Genomic DNA, 19,503 nt, shown 5'->3' on the forward strand with positions numbered 1-19,503 from the left:
TTTAGGTGAATACCGGCTGATCTTCTTGATCGGGATTGAGTTCGATTTCGCCGCGTCCGGCCATATCGAGCGCAAGGTCGGTAATGGCGCGCCGCGCGTCCAGGATCTCACGCTGATTCGCAGGAATACCGTTTGCCAGTTCGTGGTCCACCAGACGGCGGGTGCGCGAGGCGAGCGACGACAGAATGAGCTCGCGGAATGTTGTATCCGATCCCTTGAGCGCCATCACCACGCGATCGGTCGGCACCTGATCGAAGATCAGCATGCGTGCCTTGGCCGTGAGGTTGACGATATCGTCGAAGGTAAACAGCATGCCCTTCAGAATTTCGGCGGACTTCGGTCGCGATTCGGTGAGGTTCTTCAGCGATTCCTCCATCTGCGTCCGCTCCATCTTGTTGATGATGTCAGCCATGCGCGGATAGGTGTCGGACGCCAGGTTTCGAGCGAAATTGATCATGAAGTCTTCGTGCATCGTTTTCTCGATAATGCCCATGGCATCCTCGACAACAGGCTTGAGGCTGAGCATGCGCCGCATCAGGTCGTGCCGGATATCCGGCGGAAGATGACTCATCACGCGGGCAGCACATGCCGGCTTCACCCGCGAGAGAATGAGTGCAGCGGTTTGCGGATGCTCCTTGAGAAGATAGTTGGCAAGCAGGCTTTCCGAGACGAGAGAGATGCGCTCCCAAACTGACTTGGTCTTGTTGCCCAGAACTTCGGAAATGATGTCAGTGATCTGGTCCGGCGGCAGCACGCCATTCAGCAGCTTCTCCAGCTCGCCGACAGTGCCAAAGATATTCGGACCTTCCGAGAAATTCTGAGCGAATTCCTCGATGATCGCTTCGAGCTCAGGCCCTGAGATGGGCTTGAGCTCAGCCGCAGCCCGCGTGACCAGTTTGATCTCTTCGGGATCGAACTCCCGAAGCAGGCCGCCCGAGAGCTCACGCCCCATTGCCAGCAAAAGAGCCGCCGCCTTCTCGGTGCCACCCAGCGGTTTGATGCTGGTGCCGGCGCGCTTAGCAGGTGCATTGAATGCCATGGGAAAATCTCTTTAAGCGTCCGGATCCCCGGCCGCTCCTCCGACGATTTCCGTCAGCGATACACCGAAACGCGAATTTTCATCTTCCACGACAACGACCGCGCCGCGCGCGACGATGCGTCCGTTGACGACGACCTCGACAGGTTCGCCCACACGGTGATCAAGCGGGATCACCGCGCCGCGGCCAAGCTTCATCAGATCCGCGACCGGCATGGTCGCTGAGCCGAGCAGCACCTGCACCGTGACCGGGATGCGCAGGATAGGTTCAAGATTTGTCAGCCGGCTGGTTTCCTCGGCAGCGCGAGCTGCAAGATCTGCCAGTTTTCCGAACGACGCGCCGTCAGCCTTGAGCGGGTCGGCGCCTGTAGCGGTCGCTGCGCTTACCGGATCGATATCGAATGGTTGCTTCATATCCCCTGCCTTCTTGAAAACTCAGATCGTGGCCTAAGCCGGATTTTGTGCCGCAGTGCGCGTATCGATTTCCGCGATGGCCTTGCGCGCCTCATCTATTTTGTCGCCAAGCGCCTGAACCATTTGCCGTCCGTCCGAACTGAATTCGCGTACCATCACTACCATGTCGTCCACCGTCTCGTTGGTCTTGCCGACCACCGCAGTGAACTCCCCCTGATGTGCGCGCAACTTCACGAGTTCACGATGCATCTTGGTAACGCGGATGCTCGTGAAGAGCAGAGCCGCAAAAAGGATGATGTCAACGAGCGAGGATACCATCGATAAATTCCCGTTTTTGGTCGGCCGATTCCTTGACCTGCAGTGAATAGACGCCATTCATCTGGCCGAGCTGGCACCAGAACAAGCGTTGATCATTGCATTCGAGGCGAACCATTGTGTCCGGCGTGGCGTTTAGCTTGAGCACCTGGCCGACGTGAAATTTCGCGACCTCGCCGAGAGTAAACTGTCGCTCTTCGAGAACCGCCTTCAGCACCACTTCGGTCCGCTTGATCTCGCTGTGCAACTGACGGCTCCAGTTCGGATCGGTGGATGCCGACTCACCGGATACGATCTGCGACAGCGACTGCCGGATCGGATTAAGCGCTGCGTGCGGAATGACGATGAACATCTCGCCGCCGCGATCGAGACCCTGCAGCAGGATCTTCGCACACACGGCCATGTTGTTGAGGCGGCCGATCGCAAGATAGTCCATGCGCGTCTCGACACGTTCCAGGTTGAACGTCACGTCGGAAGCGCGGTCGAATGACGCCTGCAACGCCTTGCCAAAGCGCTCGAACAGCGATTGCGCGACATGCAACTCCACATTCGAGAATACCCGCGGCATATCCAGCGGCGGCTCCGCACCATCGGCGCCGAACAGGAGCTCGATCATGGTGTAGACGAAATCGCGATCGAAACCAATCAGGATGCGCGCATCCCATGCTTGCGCATAGAACACCGCGGCAATGGCTTCGCCCTCATAGCGATCGAGGATATCGGAGAGGCGATCGCTGCCCACGCTGCTCAGCGAGAAATACGACTGCGAGGGCGACATGGATCGCAGGCTTTCGGCACAAAGATTCGTCATCTGGTCGAAAATCACATGCAGCATCGGCATGCGTTCGACGGAAATTCCGGCAGCCCCTAAAAGTTGATCTGATCCTTGATCTACGCGGCCTGACTTTACTTCTGACATCAGGCCCGTGCTCCCGCTTTCGCCGAGGATTCAGCAGGTGCCGCCTTCGCGGGACCGCCGGAGATGGTTTCGCTTTCGACGACATCAATCGACGGGCGTTCACCGGGGCCGATCATCTTGCGGCCGTGTTCGATCGCGATCTGCGGCAGGGCTCCGTTCATGAAGGCGAGCAGTGACTGCTTGACGATTACATACATCCGCGCGCGCTGCTCGCGCACCAGCTTGATCTTGTGGGCCAGCGGCGCGACAAGACCGTAGGACAAGAAGATGCCGGCAAATGTGCCGACCAGAGCTGCGCCGATGAAGCCGCCGAGCAATTTCGGGGATTGGTCGAGAGCGCCCATCGCCTTGATGACGCCGAGTACCGCGGCGACGATACCGAGCGCCGGCAGTCCTTCGGCCACCATCATCAGCGAGCCATATGGTTTCATCTTGCTGCGAATGATGGTTTCGATTTCCTCGTCCATCAGCGCTTCGATCTCATGCGGCCGCGCGCTGCCCATGATGATCAGGCGGAAGTAGTCGCAGATGAAGTGCAGAAGCGGCTCATTGGCGAGAACGGTCGGGAAGGCAGTGAATATTTCTGACGATGATGGATCGTCGATATGAGCTTCCACCTCGTTGCGACCCTTGTTTCGTACCTCACGCATCAGAGAATGCAGAAGCCCGAGCAGATCGAGGTAATGGCGTTGCTTCGGCACTGCGACCGTCAACGCCTGCACGGTGGCGCGGCCGGTGTCGACCACAGTTTTCCAGGGATTCGCAATGACATAGGTGCCCAGCGACATCCCCATGATGATGACGAACTCCCAGGGCTGCCATATCACGCTGAGATGCCCGCCCATCGCGGTGAAGCCGCCGATCAGACTGGCGAGTGTGATAATGACGCCAAAGAGAATGCTCAAGCGCACCGCTCCAAATTGAGGATACGATTCACTTAGGCAACGATGCTTGCACGAGGCTGACATCGGCCTGCGCCGGCCAGCCCCGCGCAAGCTTGTGCGGGGAGTTTGAGGCCAGTCTCGCCGCATGCGCCCGCAGACTGGGAACCCACTGCCGATGGTCTCGACAATCGCAAGCTACCAGCTGATCTCCAAGAATATCGTCAAATCGTTGCAGCAGACGATGGAGAAGCCGGACGTGTCGAAGGACACAGAATACTACCTGTCACACATCCGCGATGTGAATACGATCGACGAATTCATCGGCGACTATCGGTTGTTCAGCTATGCCATGAAGGCGTACGGGTTGAGCGACATGACCTATGCCAAGGCGTTCATGCGCAAGGTTCTTACGGAAGGTGTTGCCAGCTCGACCACATTCGCCAACAAGCTTTCCGACGCCCGCTACCGCGAATTCGCCACCGCATTCGACTTCGCCAAGCTGGGTGACCAGGCGACGAGCACGACCGCCGCGCAGGTCGGCACCGTCGAGAAATACGTTCGGCAGCAACTCGAGGAAGACGCCGGATCGCAAAATGAAGGCGTTCGTCTGGCACTCTATTTCGAGCGCAAGGCGCCCAAGATCACCAGCATCTATCAGATTCTCGCTGATCCGGCGTTGATCAAGGTCGCCCAGATCGCGCTTGGCATCTCACCGATGACCTCGATGGCGGATGTCGACAAACAGGCGAATATGCTCAGCGCGAAAGTCGGCATCGCGGATTTCCAGACCCCCGAAAAGCTGCAGTCGTTCCTGCAGCGTTTTTCGGTGATGTGGGAGATGGAGAACGGAACGTCCACCGCCCAATCGGCTTCAAGCACCCTTATCACGCAGCCGCTAGAAATGGGCCTCAGCACGGACGTGCTGACCACCCTGCAGAACCTGAAAATCGGACGATAAAATGCAATCAGCGCTCTATGTCAGCCTCTCGGCCCAGGTCTCGCTTGAGAAGCGACTCGAAACCATTGCCAACAACATGGCCAATATGAAAACCGCCGCGTTCCGTGCCGACGCGGTGAAGTTCGAGACTGCAATGTCGCGCGCAGCAACGCAGGCGGTCGCGTTCTCCTCGCCCGGCGAAAACTTTATCTCGCGCAAGGAAGGCGCTATTACCCAGACTGGCAATACCCTGGACGTGGCGATCACCGGAAATAGCATGGCCGCGTACCCCGGCGGCCCCGATCCCGGCCACACGACGTGGATGGCGTTTGCTGGGCCGAACGGCACCGTCTATACGCGCGATGGCCGCATGCAGATCGACATCAACGGGCAGCTTCAGACCCTCACCGGCTATCCAATCCTCGATTCTGGCGGCACGCCGATCATCGTCGATCCCGATGCTGGCCCGCTAACGATTGTGCGCGATGGCACCATTTCGCAGGGTCGCATCCAGGTCGGTCAGCTCGGCCTGTTCGATATCGCCCCGGACGCAAAGCTGGAACGATTCGGAACGTCGGGCGTGATTCCGAGCAAGCCGGCGACCACTGCGCTCGATTTCGTCACGGTCGGCTTTCAGCAGGGCTACGTCGAAGGATCAAATGTCGATCCTCTGACAGAACTCACACAGATGATGACCGCACAGCGCACCTTCCAGAGCGTCAGCTCATTGATCGACAATTCCGAAAGTACCATGCAGAACGCCATTCGCACGCTGGGCGATCCAAAAGCCTGATGCCTGATGTGACCGGCGGGAGAGCTCGATGAACGCGCTTGAAAAACTCGAATCGACCATCGCAACCCTGCGCAGGGACGTGCCCACGGTTCGTGTCGGTGGCATGGTGTCCGAGGTGACGCCGACGCATTTTCGCGTCTCCGGCCTGTCGCGCTATGTCAGGCTCGGTGAATTGATCGGACTGGAAATCGACAAGCAGGTTCATCTCGGTGAGGTCGTGCGGATCGATACTGACGGCGTAACGGCCAAACCGTTCGATTCCCACTTTGCTGCCGGCCTCGGCGTTCCCGCCTTCCGAATGCCTCCCAAGACGCTGTCTCCACATCCGGCCTGGAAAGGTCGCGTCATCAATGCCCTTGGTGAGCCACTGGATGGCGCCGGCGACATGCCGGTCGGCGAGCGCGAGATGCAAACGGATGCCAATCCCCCACCGGCGATGAGCCGCTCCCGCGTGAGCAAGCCGCTCCGTACCGGCGTCCGCGTCGTGGATCTCTTCACACCGCTCTGTATCGGCCAGCGCATCGGCATTTTCGCCGGTTCCGGCGTCGGCAAAACCACCCTTCTTTCGATGCTGGCACGCAGCGCCGGCTTCGACACGGTAGTCACTGCACTGGTCGGCGAGCGTGGACGAGAAGTACGTGAATTTCTCGAAGAATCGCTGGTCCATCACAAGACCCGCGCGATCACAGTCGTCTCGACGAGCGACGAAAGCCCGATGATGCGTCGACTGGCGCCGAAGACAGCGATGACCATCGCCGAATATTTCCGCGATCGCGGTGAATCGGTGCTGTTGATCGTCGATTCGGTAACGCGCTTCGCCCACGCATCCCGTGAAGTCGCGCTCGCTACCGGCGAGCCGGCGATCGCACGCGGCTATGCGCCGAGTGTCTTCAGCGAACTTCCGCGGCTGCTGGAGCGTTCGGGACCGGGCCTCGAAGGCCAGGGCTCCATTACGGGCGTGTTTGCCGTGCTGGTCGATGGTGACGATCACAACGAACCTGTGGCGGATACGGTGCGTGGTACACTGGACGGGCACATCATGCTCGACCGCGACGTTGCCGATCAGGGCCGCTATCCGGCCGTCAATGTGCTGTCATCGGTCTCGCGCCTCGGCCAGCATGTGTGGTCGCCGGAGGAAGCTAATCTGGTGCGTAAGCTGCGCGCCATGATCGCCCGCTTTGAGGACACCCGCGACCTTCGCCTGATGGGCGGCTATCAGCCCGGCCGCGACAGTGAACTCGATCAGGCCGTCCAGCTCGTGCCCAAGATCTACGACGTGCTGCAACAGCACCCGACCGACCCGTCCTGCGCCGAGCCGTTCCAGGAATTGCTCAGCGTGATCAAGACCGCAATCGGGTAACTGCGCTCCCGCGTTCTAGACACCCGGGATCGTATCGAGATTCGCTGCCGCGACGATCGCACCGGATCGCACAAGGCGCAGCGACTTCTGAATGTCGTCGTGAAAATATCGATCCTCGTCGAGATGGGCGACGTCTGCCCGGATCCGTGCTCGAACGTTTTCCAGACGATCGCTGGACTTGAGCGGCGCATGGAAATCACAGCCTTGCGCGCCCGCCAGCAGCTCGATGGCAATGACGGCCATCGCATTCTCGATCATCGGCAACAGCCGCCGTGCCGCATGCGCCGCCATCGAAACATGATCTTCCTGATTGGCCGATGTCGGAATCGAATCGACGCTGGCCGGATAGGCCCGCTGCTTGTTCTCAGATACCAGCGCCGCGGCCGTCACTTGCGCGATCATGAAACCGGAATTAAGCCCCGGCTTCGGTGTCAGGAACGCGGGCACACCGGATAGCACCGGATCCACCAGCATGGCGATCCGGCGCTCAGAGATCGATCCGATCTCGCAGATCGCAAGCGCCATCATATCCGCCGCAAAAGCAACCGGCGCCGCATGAAAATTGCCACCGGAGATCGCGATATCGTCGTCGGCAAAGACCAGAGGGTTGTCAGAGACGCCATTCGCTTCAGTGAGAAGCGTGGTGGCCACTTGTCGCAAAACGTCCAGCGCGGCGCCCATCACCTGCGGCTGACAGCGGAGGCAATAAGGATCCTGAACACGGACGTCGCCGGTGCGGTGCGACTCGCGAATCGCGCTGCCGGCGAGAAGTTCCTTCAATGCCTGGGCCGACACGATCTGCCCTTCATGTTTGCGCAGTTGATGGATGCGTGGATCGAACGGCGTATCCGAGCCACGCGCGGCGTCGGTGGACAAGGCACCACTGACGAGTGCGGTCCTGAATAGGATTTCGGCCTCGAACAATCCCGCCAGTGCATAGGCCGTCGAGAACTGCGTGCCGTTCAGCAGCGCCAGTCCTTCCTTGGCCCGCAGCTCGATCGGCTGCACACCCGCACTAGCGAGCGCCTCCGTCGCCGGCAATCGCCCGGACGTCGTCAGCGCCTCGCCGACGCCGATCATGACCGACGCCATATGCGCGAGCGGGGCCAGATCGCCGGAGGCACCGACTGATCCCTGCGCGGGCACGATGGGCGTGATGTCATGCGCAATCATGGCGCTGAGCAACTGGACCGTCTCCATGCGGACGCCGGAGAAACCCTGTGCCAGGCTCGCAAGCTTGAGGCACATCATCAGCCGCACCACCGGCGCTGGCGCTGGATCGCCGACGCCCACGCAATGTGACAGCACGATGTTTTTCTGGAGGGCCGTGATGCTTTCGGCTGCTATGCCGACATGAGCAAGCTTTCCGAAGCCTGTATTGATGCCATAGACGGGTTCGCCCTTGGCGACGATCCGGGCAACTGCCTCAACACTAGCATTGATGCGTGGAATACAGCTGTCATCGAGAACCGGTACTGCCCCCCTATAGATCGACCGCCAGTCCGCCAGCGTCACCGTACCCGGTGTGAAACGCATCGTCATTAAAGTGTCTCCAGGCCATCCGTAGATGGCCCAAGGCAACACATTCAACGCTGCGCTTCAATGTTTGCGCACAACAAAAAGGCCAGCCGTGCGGCTGGCCTTTCAGCTGATCGACAGTCAGACCGTGGGCTGCGACGTGCGACGCAGCGTCACGTTTGGCTTATGGCTTCCAGCCGCCGCCCGGCAGGTTGCCGTGATAGGGCGTGTTGCGGCAGTGGCCCCACGGACCGCGCCAGTAACCGGGAGGGCAGCCGTTACCCATCACGGGAGCTTCCTGATAATAGCCGCCTGGGAGCGGGCCGTAATAAGGCGTATAGCGGCAGCCACCATAGGGACCGCGCCAGCCGTTCGGACCGCAACCACCCGCAACCGGGATCACGTGCGCTTCGACAGCGATGCTCTGGCCCATCATCGGCGCAGCACTTGCCTGCGTCGAGACGATGAACATGGCGACGAGACATGCCGCCATCATGTGCAGAATTTTGGTCATTCTATTCCTCTCGATGAGTTGAAGATCACTCGGCCCCGACGAAAGCGTCTTCGCCTTGCCGCGCGATGCGCAACCCGAAGATGCATTGGTCTTCATTCTGCTTAGAGGCACCAGATACCGTTGGCAATTCCGTTCTATCAATGCACCGGCACAACCCGTTCGGTTAGTTATCCGCCCGTTAAGAACGGCGAACGGAGCTGCCGCGCGAAGTGCTACATCAGTGTAGTTCCCTTTAAACGAAGATGCAGCGACGTGTTGGAGCTATTCCAGAGACCGGAACCCTGCATCCGATCCCGCTGCGATCGAAGTGCTGCGACACGAGCGACTTCAATTGCCGCAAGGCCTTTGCATGATAGCTGAGTTGCGTGGAGCTCGGTTCTCGCGCTACCACGGGCCGCCGCGCAATCGCTTGATGAAAGACACCCGTGCTACCCTGGAAACTGATCGATACGACCGAAGTACCCGGCGGCGGCGTGCCGCTGCGCCTGATGCAGCGCGGGCAAGAGTTCACCATCAAGCTCGGCCAGAACGAGTTGATGAGCAGTCGGCTGTTCGGCTCCGAGGAAGCGCTGGCGACACTCACCTGCTTTCGCCTCAAGGATATGAAGGCGCCGCGGCTTTTGATCGGCGGCTATGGCATGGGCTTTACATTGCGCGCTGCGCTAAAGGTGCTCGGCCCGAAGGCGAAGATCACCGTGGTCGAACTCGTGCCCGCGATCGTCGCCTGGGCGCGTGGCCCAATGGCCGAGCTGTCTGGCGACAGCCTGAGTGATCCGCGTGTGGAAATTGTCGAAGGCGATGTCGTTAAAGCCATCGCTGGTGCACGTGGCAAATATGATGCGATCCTGCTCGACGTCGATAACGGGCCCGAAGGCCTGACACGAAAATCGAACGATGCGCTCTATGACCTGAAAGGGTTGCGCGCGGCCCAGGCCGCGCTCAGTCCGGGCGGCGTACTGGCCGTCTGGTCGTCATTTCCATATGACAAATTCACGGCGCTCCTCGGCAAGGCAGGCTTCAACGCCGAGGAAATCAAGATCCGCGCCACCGGCACACGCGGTGGCGCCCGTCATGTCATCTGGCTGGCGACGAAGCCAAAAACATAGCCGTCGCCGCCACGAAGATGGGTTTTAATAGGCAACCGAACGCCGACTGCGGCGCGGTTCACTATAGGGCTGCGGGCTGAACGCCAGACGCGGATTGACGATGCAGTCGACGCCGCGACCCGATGCGGTGGCCTGGCACGCTTCATAGCTCGGATAGGAGCAATCGGTCCCAAAAGCCTGCGATTGGATGCAATAGGGATAGGCCGGGGCGGCAGCTGCAGGGCTGGAAGCCATGGCCGAAACACCACCAACAGCCAACACGGCCAGCATCAGATTGCGCATCACGTCTTCTCCTCCGCGGCAGCGGTCCTGTGACATCCCCAGAAAGCAACAGAGCCTGCGGATGAACGTTCCCGCAAGCTCCGGTACATCCCGGTCTTGTGATCACGCGCTTACGCTGGCGGAATCACAAGGGTTAGACACCATAGTGCCGCATGGGTTCATTCGACCTTAAGGCCCGCAGCCTTGACCACTTTCTCCCACTTCTCGGTCTCCGCGACGATCATCTTACCGAAGGCTTCTGGCGGTCCGATCAGCGGTTCGCCGCCGAGATCGATCAGCTTGGCCTTGACGGCCGGATCCGCCAGCACCGCATTAACGTCCGCGTTGAGCTTGGCGATAATCTCCGGCGGCGTCTTCTTCGGCGCACCCATGCCGAACAAAGCGCTGGCCTCATAACCCGGCACGGTTTCCGCGACGGTCGGCACATCGGGCAACAGCGACGACTTCTCGGTGGTCGTCACCGCCAGCGCACGAAGGCTGCCCGAGCGGATATGCTGGATGATTGACGGCATGTTGTCGAAGATCACCTGGACCTGACCGCCGAGCATGTCGGTGATCGCCGGCGCAGCACCGCGATAGGGCACATGCTGCATCTTGGCGCCCGACAGCATCATGAACATCTCACCGGATAGATGCACCGAGGTGCCGTTACCCGACGACGCCATGTTCACCTTGCCCGGATTGGCCTTCACATAGGCGATGAATTCCCCGACGGTCTTCGCCGTGATGTCCTTGTTGACGGTCATCACATTGGCGGTGCGATGGAAGGCGGCGACAGGCGCGATATCACGCACGAAATTGAAGCTCAGCTTCCCATAAAGCGTGGCGTTGATGTAGTTCGCCGGATTGACCAGCAGGATCGTGTAGCCGTCGGGTTCTGCATTCACGACAGATTCGGTGCCGATATTGTTGCCCGCGCCCGGCTTATTTTCGACGACGAATTGCTGACCGGTTCGCTCGGATAGCTTCTGCCCGATCAGCCGAGCTAGAATATCGGTTGCACCGCCAGCGGGATAGCCGACAACGAAACGTACTGGCCGCGTCGGATAATCCACGGCCAGCGCCGAGCTGACGGGAACGAGAGCGGTTGCAGTAAAAGCAGAAAAGCCAAGCGCAATCAGACCGATCGCGGCACGACGTGACGTCATATTTTATTCCCTCCGGCTGCCGCAACTTTGCGCGCGGTCAGCGTGTGTTGAATTGACAACGGCCGTATCTACCAAACAATTCAACTATCGACCAGTGCGACACTACTGCGGCACCAGCCCAAAGAAACGTCAAGGCAACGCCAAGGACCATTTCATGTCCCTCACCGTCACGGCCCTCGACCATCTCGTCCTGAATGTCACTGACGTCCGGCGCTCCGCCACCTGGTATCAACGCGTCCTGGGCATGGAGGTGAAGGTGTTCGATCCCGGTCCGGGCAAGTTGCCGCGCACATCGGTGAGTTTTGGCGCGCAAAAGATCAATCTGCGGCCGATCGGCGCCGATAAGGTCGAGTGGTTCACGGCGGATCATGAGATGGCCGGCAGCGACGACCTCTGTTTTCTCACTGCATCACCGCCCGACGCCGTGGTTGCGCATCTCGGCGCTTGCGATGTTGCTATCGAGGAAGGCCCGGTGGCCAAACAGGGCGCGCGCGGCACCTTGCGCTCGGTCTATTGCCGGGATCCCGATGGCAGCCTGATTGAAATTTCGTCTTACGAAATAGGCTGATCCTGCACGCGTTGCGGTTTGCGCACCGCCGCCGCCGATGGCACAACATCTTCCGTAAAAACAAGAATAAGAAAGCCGCACCCGCGTAAGCGGTCGCTCCGGCGGCTTTCGACGGAGGATGCATGCCCCACCCCGCGACGAATCCTGCCATGATTCCCGGTTCGATCGGCCCGTTCGACGGCATGGACGTGCCGTGGCTGCTGCGCATGCACGCCGAGACGCGTCGCGATCACCCTTTCATCATCTGGTCGCCATTCGATGCACCGGCGCGGCCATGGACCTATGGCGAATTCTACGATCGCGTCGGCGCACTTGCCGCAGGCCTCGCCAGGCGCGGCATCGTCCAGGGCGACTATGTGCTGATCCATCTCGACAATTGCGTCGAGATGTTGCTGGCCTGGTTCGCCTGTGTCGAACTCGGCGCCATCGCGGTCACCACGAATACCCGTTCGTCGGCTGCGGAGATCGAATATTTCGCGGATCACTGCGGCGCGGTCGCCGCTATCACGCAACCATCCTATGCCGAACTCGTCGCCGCCAATTGCCGCAAGCTGCGCTGGATCGCGGTGACGTCGCACAACGCCGGCGCGTCGGCCGACGGCCATGCGGTGGGCAAGGCTGAGCGGTTCGAATCCCTGTTCGCCGACAGCGCCGATCGCCCGCGCCGCCCGGTCGACCCGTGGGCGCATTGTAGCGTCCAGTATACGTCTGGCACCACATCGCGGCCCAAAGCGGTGCTGTGGACCCATGCCAATGCGCTGTGGGGCGGCAAGGTGAACGCCGCGCATCAGCACCTCCATGCGTTTGATACGCATATGACTTATCTGCCGCTGTTTCATACCAATGCGCTGGCCTATTCGATGCTGTCGACGTTGTGGGTCGGTGCCTCCCTAGTGCTTCAGCCGCGTTTTTCCGCGCGCCGGTTCTGGAACGTGGCGCTCGAACATCGCGCGACCTGGCTGTCGACGATCCCGTTCTGCATGAAGGCGCTGCTCGAGCACGACGTGCCGAAGCATCATCACTTCCGTCTGTGGGGAGCCTCGTTCTGCAATCCGCCGGCCTTCGCCAAATTCGGCGTCAAGATCGTCGGCTGGTGGGGCATGACCGAGACCATCACCCACGGCATTATTGGCGAGGTCGACCAGCCCAATACGCCGATGGCCATCGGCCGCGCCGCAACCGAATATGGCATCCGCGTCACCAATGACGACGGCACGCCGACCGCCGTGGGCGAGACCGGCAATCTCACGATCAAGGGCATTCCCGGCCTGTCGCTGTTCAAGGAGTATCTGCACAACGAAGCTGCGACCTCAGACAGTTTCGACACCAACGGCTTCTTCATCACTGGCGACCGCGTCACGCTACTCGAGCGCGGCTATATCAAGTTTGGTGACCGTGCGAAGGACATGCTGAAAGTTGGCGGCGAGAACGTTGCCGCGTCCGAGATCGAGCAAGTCGTCATCACGGTGCCCGGCGTTCGCGAGGCGGCCGTCGTCGGCAAGAAACATCCGATGCTGGATGAAGTGCCGGTGGTTTTCATCATCCCGCATGCCGGCGTCGCGCAGGCGCCACCCGCGCTGCATGACAATGTCATGGCGGCCTGCAAGAGCGGGCTGGCGGATTTCAAAGTGCCCCGCGAAATCCATTTCGTGGACGAGATGCCACGTTCAACTCTCGAGAAAGTCGCCAAGGCCGAGTTGCGCAAGCTGCTGGCCTGAGGCGAACGGCGCTTACGCGCCGAGCGCCACCGGGCGGAACACCTGCAGCAGTTGCTGGTCGATCTTGTCGCCCATCTGCTCCATGATCTCGAACGCCTTGGCATGCGTGAAGGCCATGCGATAGGCGCGCCGCTCCACCAGAGCCGCATGGATGTCGACGATGGTCATCAGGCGCACGATGTCGCTGATCTGGTCGCCGGCCAGCGCATCGGGGTAGCCACTGCCATCTAGGAATTCGTGGTGATGCAGCACCACGTCGAGCATCTCGCGCGGAAAGCTGCCCTGCGCCACCAGCGCTTCGAAGCCGAGACGCGGATGTTTGCGCATCTCGAGCGTCTCGTCCTCGGTGAGCTTGCCCGGCTTGTCCAGAATCGACACCGGGATAAACGCCTTGCCCACGTCGTGCACGAGAGCTGCGCGCGTGAGACGGCGCTGATCTTCGTCGCGCATGCCGAGATGCTGCGCAAAGGCCACCGCGAACCCCGTCACGAACAGGCAGTGACGATAGCTGTGATTGTGATGACGGCCGACTGCGGCCAGCCATTCGCGCAGCGATGTACGCTTGATGGCCTTCAGAATCTGGTTCTCTGCCTGCATCACGTCGTTGAAGGTGAGCGGCACGCCCGCCGGCAATTTCTCGAAGATCTTGACCATGACCGCATGCGCCGCCTCGACGCCGCGATTCAGCGCCTTGCCGCGGGCGGAGAAGTCCTCGTCATGCGGGTTTGGAAATGCCGCGCGAATACGCTGCATGATGCCACGTGCATCGAACGGCCGCGCGATCGTATCGGTGGCGCCGAGCGCCCAGGCCTGCATGGATCCGTGATGCAGCGAGTCGGCCAGCACGAACAGGCGCGGTATCGCTTCATAGGATTTGTGGCGCAGCTTGTTGCGCACGCGCTGCACGGCCTCTGCCGAGCGCAGATTGATATCGACCACGATACCCGACAGCTCGCTGGGCGGTGTCTCCGGAATGGCTGACGTTGGGACAACATCGACTTCGCCGACCTTCTGCAGGATATCGACGAGTTCGCTGCTGTGATCGCTGCGGTCCGATGCCAGAAGCAGTCGGCGGCGCGCCGGCGATTGGTTGACTGAAGCGGTCATATGCCCTCGATCTATTGCGGCGAACGGGCCGCAAGCAGGACATACATACCTTGGAACAGGGTTCTTGAAGCTTAATGGGTATTGTTAATGCTTCCTGATCGCCCCCCGGAAGGTTTCATTCCGGCGGATAGCACTATCAGTCGGTTAGGGCTTTCGCGAAAACTTTAAGCAATGCCGCCTTGCGCCAGAATCCGATCCGGAAAACAATCGCGCCATGAAGACCATCAGGTTCATCCTCGGCGTCGCGACCGCCCTCGCCGTCACGGTTCCAGCCCACGGGCAGCCCGCCGGGACGAGGCCCGATCTGCCATTCACGGCAACCCTTTCGAACGCCACCCCGCTGGCTTTTGGGATGGCGGCGGACGACGCCGCCCGTATCTTGGGCACCCCGCTAACCTATGTCAGCGGCCGACCGGGCGATGAGATCTATCTGGCGATCCGCACCTTCGGCGGCAGCGGCTTCTTCGACCGCCGCGACCGCCTCTATCTCCAGTTTCGCAAGGGACGCCTGACCGGCTGGAAGGGCGACTGGGGCCGGCATTGGATGTGGCAGTAGCCGCTTTGTGAGTAGACCCGTGCTATCGTCCGCGCCAAACAGACCTCACCCCTTAACAACGATATGGAATACCTCGTGGGACAAGACATCACGCTGACTGCATCTGACGGCTTCAAACTCGGCGCCTACCGCACCCAGCCTGAGGGCAAGCCCAAGGGCGCCGTGGTGGTGATCCAGGAGATCTTCGGCGTAAACGACCACATCCGCACGGTCTGCGATCGCTTCGCTGTGCAAGGCTATGTGGCGGTGGCGCCGTCGATCTTCGATCGCACCGAACCCAACTTCCAGTCCGGTTATTCGCCCGAGGAAATCGCCATCGCGCGCAAGTTCGTTGCTAATCCGGATTGGCCCGCGATGCTGCGCGATACCCAGGCCGCGATCGATTCCGTTGGGGATGTCGGCAATGTCGGCATCATCGGCTTCTGCCTTGGCGGCAGTGTTGCTTTCGCCGCAGCCACGAAGCTGACCGGCCTCAGCGCCGCCATTGGCTATTACGGCGGCGCCGTGGTGCGCTTTGCCGACGACAAGCCGACCGTACCGACGCAGCTGCATTTCGGTGAAAAGGATCACGGCATTCCGCTGTCGGACGTCGAGACCATCCGCGCCAAGCGGCCGGATGTGGAGATCTTCGTCTATGACGGGGCCGAACACGGCTTTAATTGCGATCAGCGCGCCAGCTACAACAAGGCCAGCGCGGATGTTGCGAGAGAACGGAGCCTCGCGTTCCTCGCGAAGCATCTGAAGTAAGCCGCCACCCTCTCCACGTCATTGCCGGGCTTGACCCCGCAATCCACCTTTGCGGCACCAACAGGCGCTTGGGCAAAGCTGGATACCCGGGTCAAGCCCGGGTATGACGACTGAGAGGGAGCAGCCTCGATCTTTCCCTGCCAGTCGGGAGAGATTGGAACGTCACTCGCCCTTCACGCCCGCTGTCTTTGCCACCGTTGCCCAGCGCTCAAAGTCGCGACGCAGGCTCTTCTCGAAGGACTCGGGGCTATCACCGACCGGAACGAGATTGACCGCCTGCAGGCCGGCGGTCCCCTCCGGCGAATTGATGATGCGACCGAGCTCGGCCGACAGCTTACTCACAATGTCCTTCGGCGTCGCTGCTGGCACGAAGACGCCGACCCAGCCTTCAGCCTCGAAACCGGGATAGCCGAGTTCGGCCATGGTCTGCACGTTCGGCAGCTTGGGCTTGCGTTTCTCGCCGCCCACTGCGAGCGGACGGATCTTGCCGGCTTCGAGCTGCGGACCGGCCGTGGTGAAGTCGAGGAAGGCCGCCGTGACCTGATTGCCGAGCAGATCGTTCAAGAGCGGCGCCGCGCCACGATACGGCACATGGGTCATATCAATGCCGGTGTTCTTCTTCAGAAGCTCGCCATAAAGATGCGACGTGGTGGCGTTGCCGAAAGTGCCGTACGGATATTTTCCGGGACTGGATTTAGCAAGATCGACCAGTTCCTTCACCGACTTCATCGGCTGCGCTTCGGGCACGACGAGCACGATCGGCGAGATCGCGACCTGCGTGACGGGCGCGAGATCCTTGAACGCATCGTAGGGCAATTTCGACATCAGGCTCGGCGCCTGGATGATCTGCGTGATTGCGATCAGCACCGTGTAGCCGTCGCCCGGAGCCTTGGCAGCGAAATCGTTGCCGATCACGCCACCGGCGCCCGGCTTGTTCTCCACGGTGACGGCCTGCTTCCAGGACTCCTGCAGCTTCTGCGCCAGTAGGCGCGCCGCGACATCGGTGGCACCGCCGGGCGCATAGGGCACGACGAAAGTAATGCGCCGATCGGGATAGGATTGCGCGGTCTGCGCAAATGCTTGCGAAGACAGCGCCGCTCCCAGCGCCACGATGGCTGCCAGAGTGACGCCGCGCATCACGTTGACCGACGGACTGGTCTTCATCTCTTCTCCCCCTGATATCCATATGTGCCGACATGGCGGCGCATTTCAGCGAGTTGACCTCGCTTGATCATTGCTACAGGGCGGGAGACGATTCTGATACAGAGCAACGCGTATCCTGACGCCAATGCGCCGATACATCGCAGCCAATTTCATCGCGGGAAAGCGCGTCTATTCCGTGAAGCGGAGAAAATCGCGTGTGAGGTGATGACCGCGATCGATGCGTGCGATCAGAACCAGCGCTCGCTGACCAGCACCGTATCACCGGGATTGATCGGCGTGCCCAATGGCACCACGGCGCGGTACGAGCCCTCGACGGTGGTATGGGTCAGCGTGACTTCATCACGCTTGGCGCGTGGCGAGAAGCCACCGGCAATGGCGATCGCGCTCTCGACGCTCATATTGGGCACGTAGGGATACTGTCCAGGAGCGGCAACTTCACCGAGGATGAAGAACGGACGGTAGGCTTCGATTTCGACAGCCACCGACGGCTCGCGAATGAAGCCATTACGCAGGCGGCCGGTGATGCTCGCAGCCAGCCCAGCGGGCGTCATGCCGCGCGCCGGCACGCGGCCGATCAGCGGCATGGTGATCGCGCCACCGGCATCGATGGCGTAGGAATTGGTGAGACCTTCCTGACCGTAAACCACGACGCGCAGCTTGTCGCCGGCATCGAGCTTGTACTGCGCATCATAGGTCGAGACCGGGGGAGCATAAGCAACCGGCACTGCTGCCGGCCCGTAACCCGGGCGACCGTAAGCGAGCGTGTCGAGATCGGCAGCCGGCGCAACCACTGCAACAGGACCCGGTCTCCGCATGCAGCCGGACAAAGCCAGCGCGGCAACCGCGACAATCATGGGCAGACGAAACGCGCGGGCAGACGACACTGGACATATCCCTCATAGAGGCAGCCTCGGTTTTGGCCTCTTATGGTTAAAATTCCGTTGTCATGGCCTTCCATCAGGCAGCAAAAAACCCGCCTTCGGGAGCTCCGAAAGCGGGCTTTTGACGTTGTTTATCTACACTTAGCCGTGGTCAGCTCAGGCCGTGACGCCGACCCCGATCGGGCACGACACACCGGTGCCGCCGAGACCGCAATAGCCGCCAGGATTCTTTGCCAGATACTGCTGGTGATAGTCCTCGGCAAAGTAGAACTTCCCGGCCGGCGCAATCTCGGTGGTGATGGTGCCGAGGCCCTTCGCCGACAGTGCCTTCTGATACGCCGCCTTCGACGCTGCGACGGCATCGCGCTGTGCATCGCTGAAGGTGTAGATCGCGGAACGATATTGCGAGCCGATGTCGTTGCCCTGACGCATGCCCTGGGTCGGATCGTGGCTCTCCCAGAACGTCTTCAGCAACTGCTCGTAAGAAATCTTCTTCGGATCGAACACCACCAGCACTGCTTCGGTGTGACCGGTACGGCCCGAGCAGGTCTCTTCATAGGTCGGGTTCGGCGTGAAGCCGCCGGCGTAACCGACCGCGGTCGTGTAAATGCCGTCGCCGAGCTCCCAGAACTTGCGCTCAGCGCCCCAGAAGCAACCGAGCCCGAACACCGCCTGCTCAACTGCTTCCGGATAGGGCGGCTGGATGTTGCTGCCATTGACGAAGTGATGCTTGGCGGTGGGGATCGGCGTATCGCGACCGGGCAGCGCTTCGGCCGCGGTCGGCAATGCAGTGGTCTTGCGCATGAACAACATGAGTCATCTCCCGGCGCGCTCGCGAACGAAGTGGACTCCGGCTCGCTGGACGAACGCGCAGATCTTGGGGGCCAACAGCACCTGCGAGGCAGAACCGGATTCACTCCTGCCGCGCGGCGTATCTCAGGTCGCAATATAGGTATCTACGAGGGAAACGGCAGGTGTGTTACGTCGTCGAGCGCCGTTCAATTCCGCGAATAGCCGATCAACGGCTTGCTTGGCCGAAACAACAGCATCAGCACGATGCCGAGCACGCCCATGACGGCCCAGGCCGGCTGGTTGAGCAGCAATTTGAGAAGCCCGCTGAGGAACGGCGCATTGGCATCGACCATCGCCTGGAAGGAACGCTGGCTGGCCTGGTTGACGTCGTTCCAGAACTCCCCGAGCCGGGTCAGCCGCAGCGCCTGATCGGCAATCGAGCGCGCCCCATCATAGACCAGGAACACGAACCCACCGGCCAGCAATAACAGCCCTATCAGGCGGAAAAACCCGCGGATCATCCGAATCCCCTCATCGCTCTCACCCCCGGCAATACCGGGCAAACCCGAGAAATTCAACCTCATCAGCAACTTAACCGCCACTCTGCGGCTGTTTTTCGTCTAAAGGCGCAGCCGGAAGGCGTTGACGGTGGAAATCGGGCACTCTATAAGGAGCGCCAATGGCGGTGGGCGCAATCCCGCCGCCGCTGTTCTTTGAGCGGCGCGCCCCGTGAGTTTCGAAACG

The 19,503-nt window shown here is 60.8% G+C and carries 22 protein-coding genes; 8 read left to right on the top strand and 14 right to left on the bottom strand.

Annotated features, from left to right (window positions below):
• Position 1: 1 nt before the first annotated feature.
• From AB7783_RS21980 to motA, 5 genes are read right to left on the bottom strand one after another with little or no spacing between them, the layout of a single operon-like run.
• Entirely contained in the window at positions 2 to 1,039 is a 1,038-nt protein-coding gene (locus AB7783_RS21980) for a flagellar motor switch protein FliG (RefSeq protein ID WP_089263429.1), read from the bottom strand.
• Positions 1,040 to 1,051: 12 nt separating this feature from the next.
• Positions 1,052 to 1,450: a flagellar motor switch protein FliN gene (gene fliN, locus AB7783_RS21985; RefSeq protein WP_089263428.1), complete on the bottom strand. Its 399-nt coding sequence runs from the start codon at positions 1,448 to 1,450 to the stop codon at positions 1,052 to 1,054.
• 33 nt (positions 1,451 to 1,483) lie between these two features.
• Positions 1,484 to 1,768 carry a hypothetical protein gene (locus AB7783_RS21990; RefSeq protein WP_089263427.1) on the bottom strand — a complete coding sequence of 95 codons (285 nt, stop codon included), beginning with the start codon at positions 1,766 to 1,768 and terminating at the stop codon, positions 1,484 to 1,486.
• Positions 1,749 to 2,684, bottom strand: a complete 936-nt coding sequence (locus tag AB7783_RS21995; protein ID WP_089263426.1) for a FliM/FliN family flagellar motor switch protein — start codon at positions 2,682 to 2,684, stop codon at positions 1,749 to 1,751. The genes AB7783_RS21990 and AB7783_RS21995 overlap by 20 nt, the downstream gene beginning before the upstream one ends.
• Complete coding sequence (motA, locus tag AB7783_RS22000) at positions 2,684 to 3,589, bottom strand: flagellar motor stator protein MotA (RefSeq protein ID WP_256461226.1); 906 nt, start codon at positions 3,587 to 3,589, stop codon at positions 2,684 to 2,686. The genes AB7783_RS21995 and motA overlap by 1 nt, the downstream gene beginning before the upstream one ends.
• 154 nt (positions 3,590 to 3,743) lie before the next feature.
• On the opposite strand from motA, the gene AB7783_RS22005 reads away from it, so the two are divergent.
• Genes AB7783_RS22005 through fliI form a run of 3 tightly spaced genes read left to right on the top strand, consistent with a single transcriptional unit; the run spans position 3,744 to position 6,658 of the window.
• A complete protein-coding gene (locus tag AB7783_RS22005; protein ID WP_089263696.1) occupies positions 3,744 to 4,526 on the top strand; it encodes a DUF1217 domain-containing protein in 783 nt (260 codons plus the stop codon).
• Between the two features lies 1 nt (position 4,527).
• Positions 4,528 to 5,298, top strand: coding sequence for a flagellar basal-body rod protein FlgF (gene flgF, locus AB7783_RS22010; protein ID WP_089263424.1), 771 nt, complete (start codon positions 4,528 to 4,530; stop codon positions 5,296 to 5,298).
• Between the two features lie 28 nt (positions 5,299 to 5,326).
• Positions 5,327 to 6,658: a flagellar protein export ATPase FliI gene (gene fliI / locus AB7783_RS22015; RefSeq protein WP_089263423.1), complete on the top strand. Its 1,332-nt coding sequence runs from the start codon at positions 5,327 to 5,329 to the stop codon at positions 6,656 to 6,658.
• Between the two features lie 15 nt (positions 6,659 to 6,673).
• Here the strand turns inward: fliI and hutH are convergent, their stop codons facing one another.
• Both hutH and AB7783_RS22025 read right to left on the bottom strand, forming a co-directional pair.
• Positions 6,674 to 8,200, bottom strand: a complete 1,527-nt coding sequence (hutH, locus tag AB7783_RS22020) for a histidine ammonia-lyase (RefSeq protein WP_441278805.1) — start codon at positions 8,198 to 8,200, stop codon at positions 6,674 to 6,676.
• A gap of 160 nt (positions 8,201 to 8,360) precedes the next feature.
• Positions 8,361 to 8,690: a GCG_CRPN prefix-to-repeats domain-containing protein gene (locus AB7783_RS22025; protein ID WP_231078751.1), complete on the bottom strand. Its 330-nt coding sequence runs from the start codon at positions 8,688 to 8,690 to the stop codon at positions 8,361 to 8,363.
• Positions 8,691 to 9,115: 425 nt separating this feature from the next.
• Here AB7783_RS22025 and AB7783_RS22030 point away from each other — a divergent pair, with 425 nt between their 5' ends.
• A complete protein-coding gene (locus AB7783_RS22030; RefSeq protein WP_439074250.1) occupies positions 9,116 to 9,796 on the top strand; it encodes a spermidine synthase in 681 nt (226 codons plus the stop codon).
• Positions 9,797 to 9,820: 24 nt separating this feature from the next.
• Here AB7783_RS22030 and AB7783_RS22035 read toward each other — a convergent pair whose 3' ends face one another.
• Together AB7783_RS22035 and AB7783_RS22040 are read right to left on the bottom strand one after the other, a co-directional pair.
• Positions 9,821 to 10,078 carry a DUF3551 domain-containing protein gene (locus tag AB7783_RS22035; protein ID WP_309941896.1) on the bottom strand — a complete coding sequence of 86 codons (258 nt, stop codon included), beginning with the start codon at positions 10,076 to 10,078 and terminating at the stop codon, positions 9,821 to 9,823.
• A 158-nt stretch (positions 10,079 to 10,236) separates the two neighbouring features.
• Positions 10,237 to 11,226 carry a Bug family tripartite tricarboxylate transporter substrate binding protein gene (locus AB7783_RS22040; RefSeq protein ID WP_089263420.1) on the bottom strand — a complete coding sequence of 330 codons (990 nt, stop codon included), beginning with the start codon at positions 11,224 to 11,226 and terminating at the stop codon, positions 10,237 to 10,239.
• A 154-nt stretch (positions 11,227 to 11,380) separates the two neighbouring features.
• Here AB7783_RS22040 and AB7783_RS22045 point away from each other — a divergent pair, with 154 nt between their 5' ends.
• Together AB7783_RS22045 and AB7783_RS22050 are read left to right on the top strand one after the other, a co-directional pair.
• A complete protein-coding gene (locus tag AB7783_RS22045; protein ID WP_320445961.1) occupies positions 11,381 to 11,794 on the top strand; it encodes a VOC family protein in 414 nt (137 codons plus the stop codon).
• Positions 11,795 to 11,943: 149 nt separating this feature from the next.
• Positions 11,944 to 13,512 (top strand): AMP-binding protein, encoded by a 1,569-nt coding sequence (locus tag AB7783_RS22050; RefSeq protein ID WP_441278806.1) that lies wholly within the window; start codon positions 11,944 to 11,946, stop codon positions 13,510 to 13,512.
• A 12-nt stretch (positions 13,513 to 13,524) separates the two neighbouring features.
• On the opposite strand, the gene AB7783_RS22055 is transcribed toward AB7783_RS22050, so the two are convergent.
• Positions 13,525 to 14,619, bottom strand: a complete 1,095-nt coding sequence (locus AB7783_RS22055; RefSeq protein WP_089263417.1) for an HD-GYP domain-containing protein — start codon at positions 14,617 to 14,619, stop codon at positions 13,525 to 13,527.
• 214 nt (positions 14,620 to 14,833) lie between these two features.
• On the opposite strand from AB7783_RS22055, the gene AB7783_RS22060 reads away from it, so the two are divergent.
• Together AB7783_RS22060 and AB7783_RS22065 are read left to right on the top strand one after the other, a co-directional pair.
• On the top strand, positions 14,834 to 15,175 hold the full coding sequence (locus AB7783_RS22060; protein WP_093757685.1) for a hypothetical protein: 342 nt from the start codon (positions 14,834 to 14,836) through the stop codon (positions 15,173 to 15,175).
• 75 nt (positions 15,176 to 15,250) lie between these two features.
• On the top strand, positions 15,251 to 15,922 hold the full coding sequence (locus AB7783_RS22065; RefSeq protein WP_439078720.1) for a dienelactone hydrolase family protein: 672 nt from the start codon (positions 15,251 to 15,253) through the stop codon (positions 15,920 to 15,922).
• A 162-nt stretch (positions 15,923 to 16,084) separates the two neighbouring features.
• Here the strand turns inward: AB7783_RS22065 and AB7783_RS22070 are convergent, their stop codons facing one another.
• From AB7783_RS22070 to AB7783_RS22085, 4 genes are all read right to left on the bottom strand, one after another.
• Positions 16,085 to 17,086, bottom strand: coding sequence for a Bug family tripartite tricarboxylate transporter substrate binding protein (locus tag AB7783_RS22070; RefSeq protein ID WP_439078721.1), 1,002 nt, complete (start codon positions 17,084 to 17,086; stop codon positions 16,085 to 16,087).
• 227 nt (positions 17,087 to 17,313) lie between these two features.
• The gene (locus AB7783_RS22075) at positions 17,314 to 17,940 is read right to left on the bottom strand and encodes a polysaccharide biosynthesis/export family protein (RefSeq protein WP_089263414.1); all 627 of its coding nucleotides are present in this window, start codon (positions 17,938 to 17,940) and stop codon (positions 17,314 to 17,316) included.
• Between the two features lie 183 nt (positions 17,941 to 18,123).
• Positions 18,124 to 18,780: a peptide-methionine (S)-S-oxide reductase MsrA gene (msrA, locus tag AB7783_RS22080; protein ID WP_439078722.1), complete on the bottom strand. Its 657-nt coding sequence runs from the start codon at positions 18,778 to 18,780 to the stop codon at positions 18,124 to 18,126.
• Positions 18,781 to 18,965: 185 nt separating this feature from the next.
• A complete protein-coding gene (locus tag AB7783_RS22085) occupies positions 18,966 to 19,280 on the bottom strand; it encodes a hypothetical protein (protein ID WP_441278807.1) in 315 nt (104 codons plus the stop codon).
• Positions 19,281 to 19,503 lie beyond the last annotated feature (223 nt).

The organism is Tardiphaga sp. 172_B4_N1_3 (genome assembly GCF_052076035.1).
In the GTDB taxonomy this organism is placed as follows: Bacteria; Pseudomonadota; Alphaproteobacteria; order Rhizobiales; family Xanthobacteraceae; genus Tardiphaga; species Tardiphaga robiniae.

Coding starts and splice junctions, on each gene's coding strand:
- AB7783_RS21980 (WP_089263429.1), bottom strand. CDS start 1,039: ATGGCATTCAATGCACCTGCTAAGCGCGCCGGCACCAGCATCAAACCG.
- fliN (WP_089263428.1), bottom strand. CDS start 1,450: ATGAAGCAACCATTCGATATCGATCCGGTAAGCGCAGCGACCGCTACA.
- AB7783_RS21990 (WP_089263427.1), bottom strand. CDS start 1,768: ATGGTATCCTCGCTCGTTGACATCATCCTTTTTGCGGCTCTGCTCTTC.
- AB7783_RS21995 (WP_089263426.1), bottom strand. CDS start 2,684: ATGTCAGAAGTAAAGTCAGGCCGCGTAGATCAAGGATCAGATCAACTT.
- AB7783_RS22005 (WP_089263696.1), top strand. CDS start 3,744: ATGGTCTCGACAATCGCAAGCTACCAGCTGATCTCCAAGAATATCGTC.
- flgF (WP_089263424.1), top strand. CDS start 4,528: ATGCAATCAGCGCTCTATGTCAGCCTCTCGGCCCAGGTCTCGCTTGAG.
- fliI (WP_089263423.1), top strand. CDS start 5,327: ATGAACGCGCTTGAAAAACTCGAATCGACCATCGCAACCCTGCGCAGG.
- hutH (WP_441278805.1), bottom strand. CDS start 8,200: ATGACGATGCGTTTCACACCGGGTACGGTGACGCTGGCGGACTGGCGG.
- AB7783_RS22025 (WP_231078751.1), bottom strand. CDS start 8,690: ATGACCAAAATTCTGCACATGATGGCGGCATGTCTCGTCGCCATGTTC.
- AB7783_RS22035 (WP_309941896.1), bottom strand. CDS start 10,078: ATGCGCAATCTGATGCTGGCCGTGTTGGCTGTTGGTGGTGTTTCGGCC.
- AB7783_RS22040 (WP_089263420.1), bottom strand. CDS start 11,226: ATGACGTCACGTCGTGCCGCGATCGGTCTGATTGCGCTTGGCTTTTCT.
- AB7783_RS22045 (WP_320445961.1), top strand. CDS start 11,381: ATGTCCCTCACCGTCACGGCCCTCGACCATCTCGTCCTGAATGTCACT.
- AB7783_RS22050 (WP_441278806.1), top strand. CDS start 11,944: ATGATTCCCGGTTCGATCGGCCCGTTCGACGGCATGGACGTGCCGTGG.
- AB7783_RS22055 (WP_089263417.1), bottom strand. CDS start 14,619: ATGACCGCTTCAGTCAACCAATCGCCGGCGCGCCGCCGACTGCTTCTG.
- AB7783_RS22060 (WP_093757685.1), top strand. CDS start 14,834: ATGAAGACCATCAGGTTCATCCTCGGCGTCGCGACCGCCCTCGCCGTC.
- AB7783_RS22070 (WP_439078721.1), bottom strand. CDS start 17,086: ATGAAGACCAGTCCGTCGGTCAACGTGATGCGCGGCGTCACTCTGGCA.
- AB7783_RS22075 (WP_089263414.1), bottom strand. CDS start 17,940: ATGATTGTCGCGGTTGCCGCGCTGGCTTTGTCCGGCTGCATGCGGAGA.
- msrA (WP_439078722.1), bottom strand. CDS start 18,780: ATGTTGTTCATGCGCAAGACCACTGCATTGCCGACCGCGGCCGAAGCG.
- AB7783_RS22085 (WP_441278807.1), bottom strand. CDS start 19,280: ATGATCCGCGGGTTTTTCCGCCTGATAGGGCTGTTATTGCTGGCCGGT.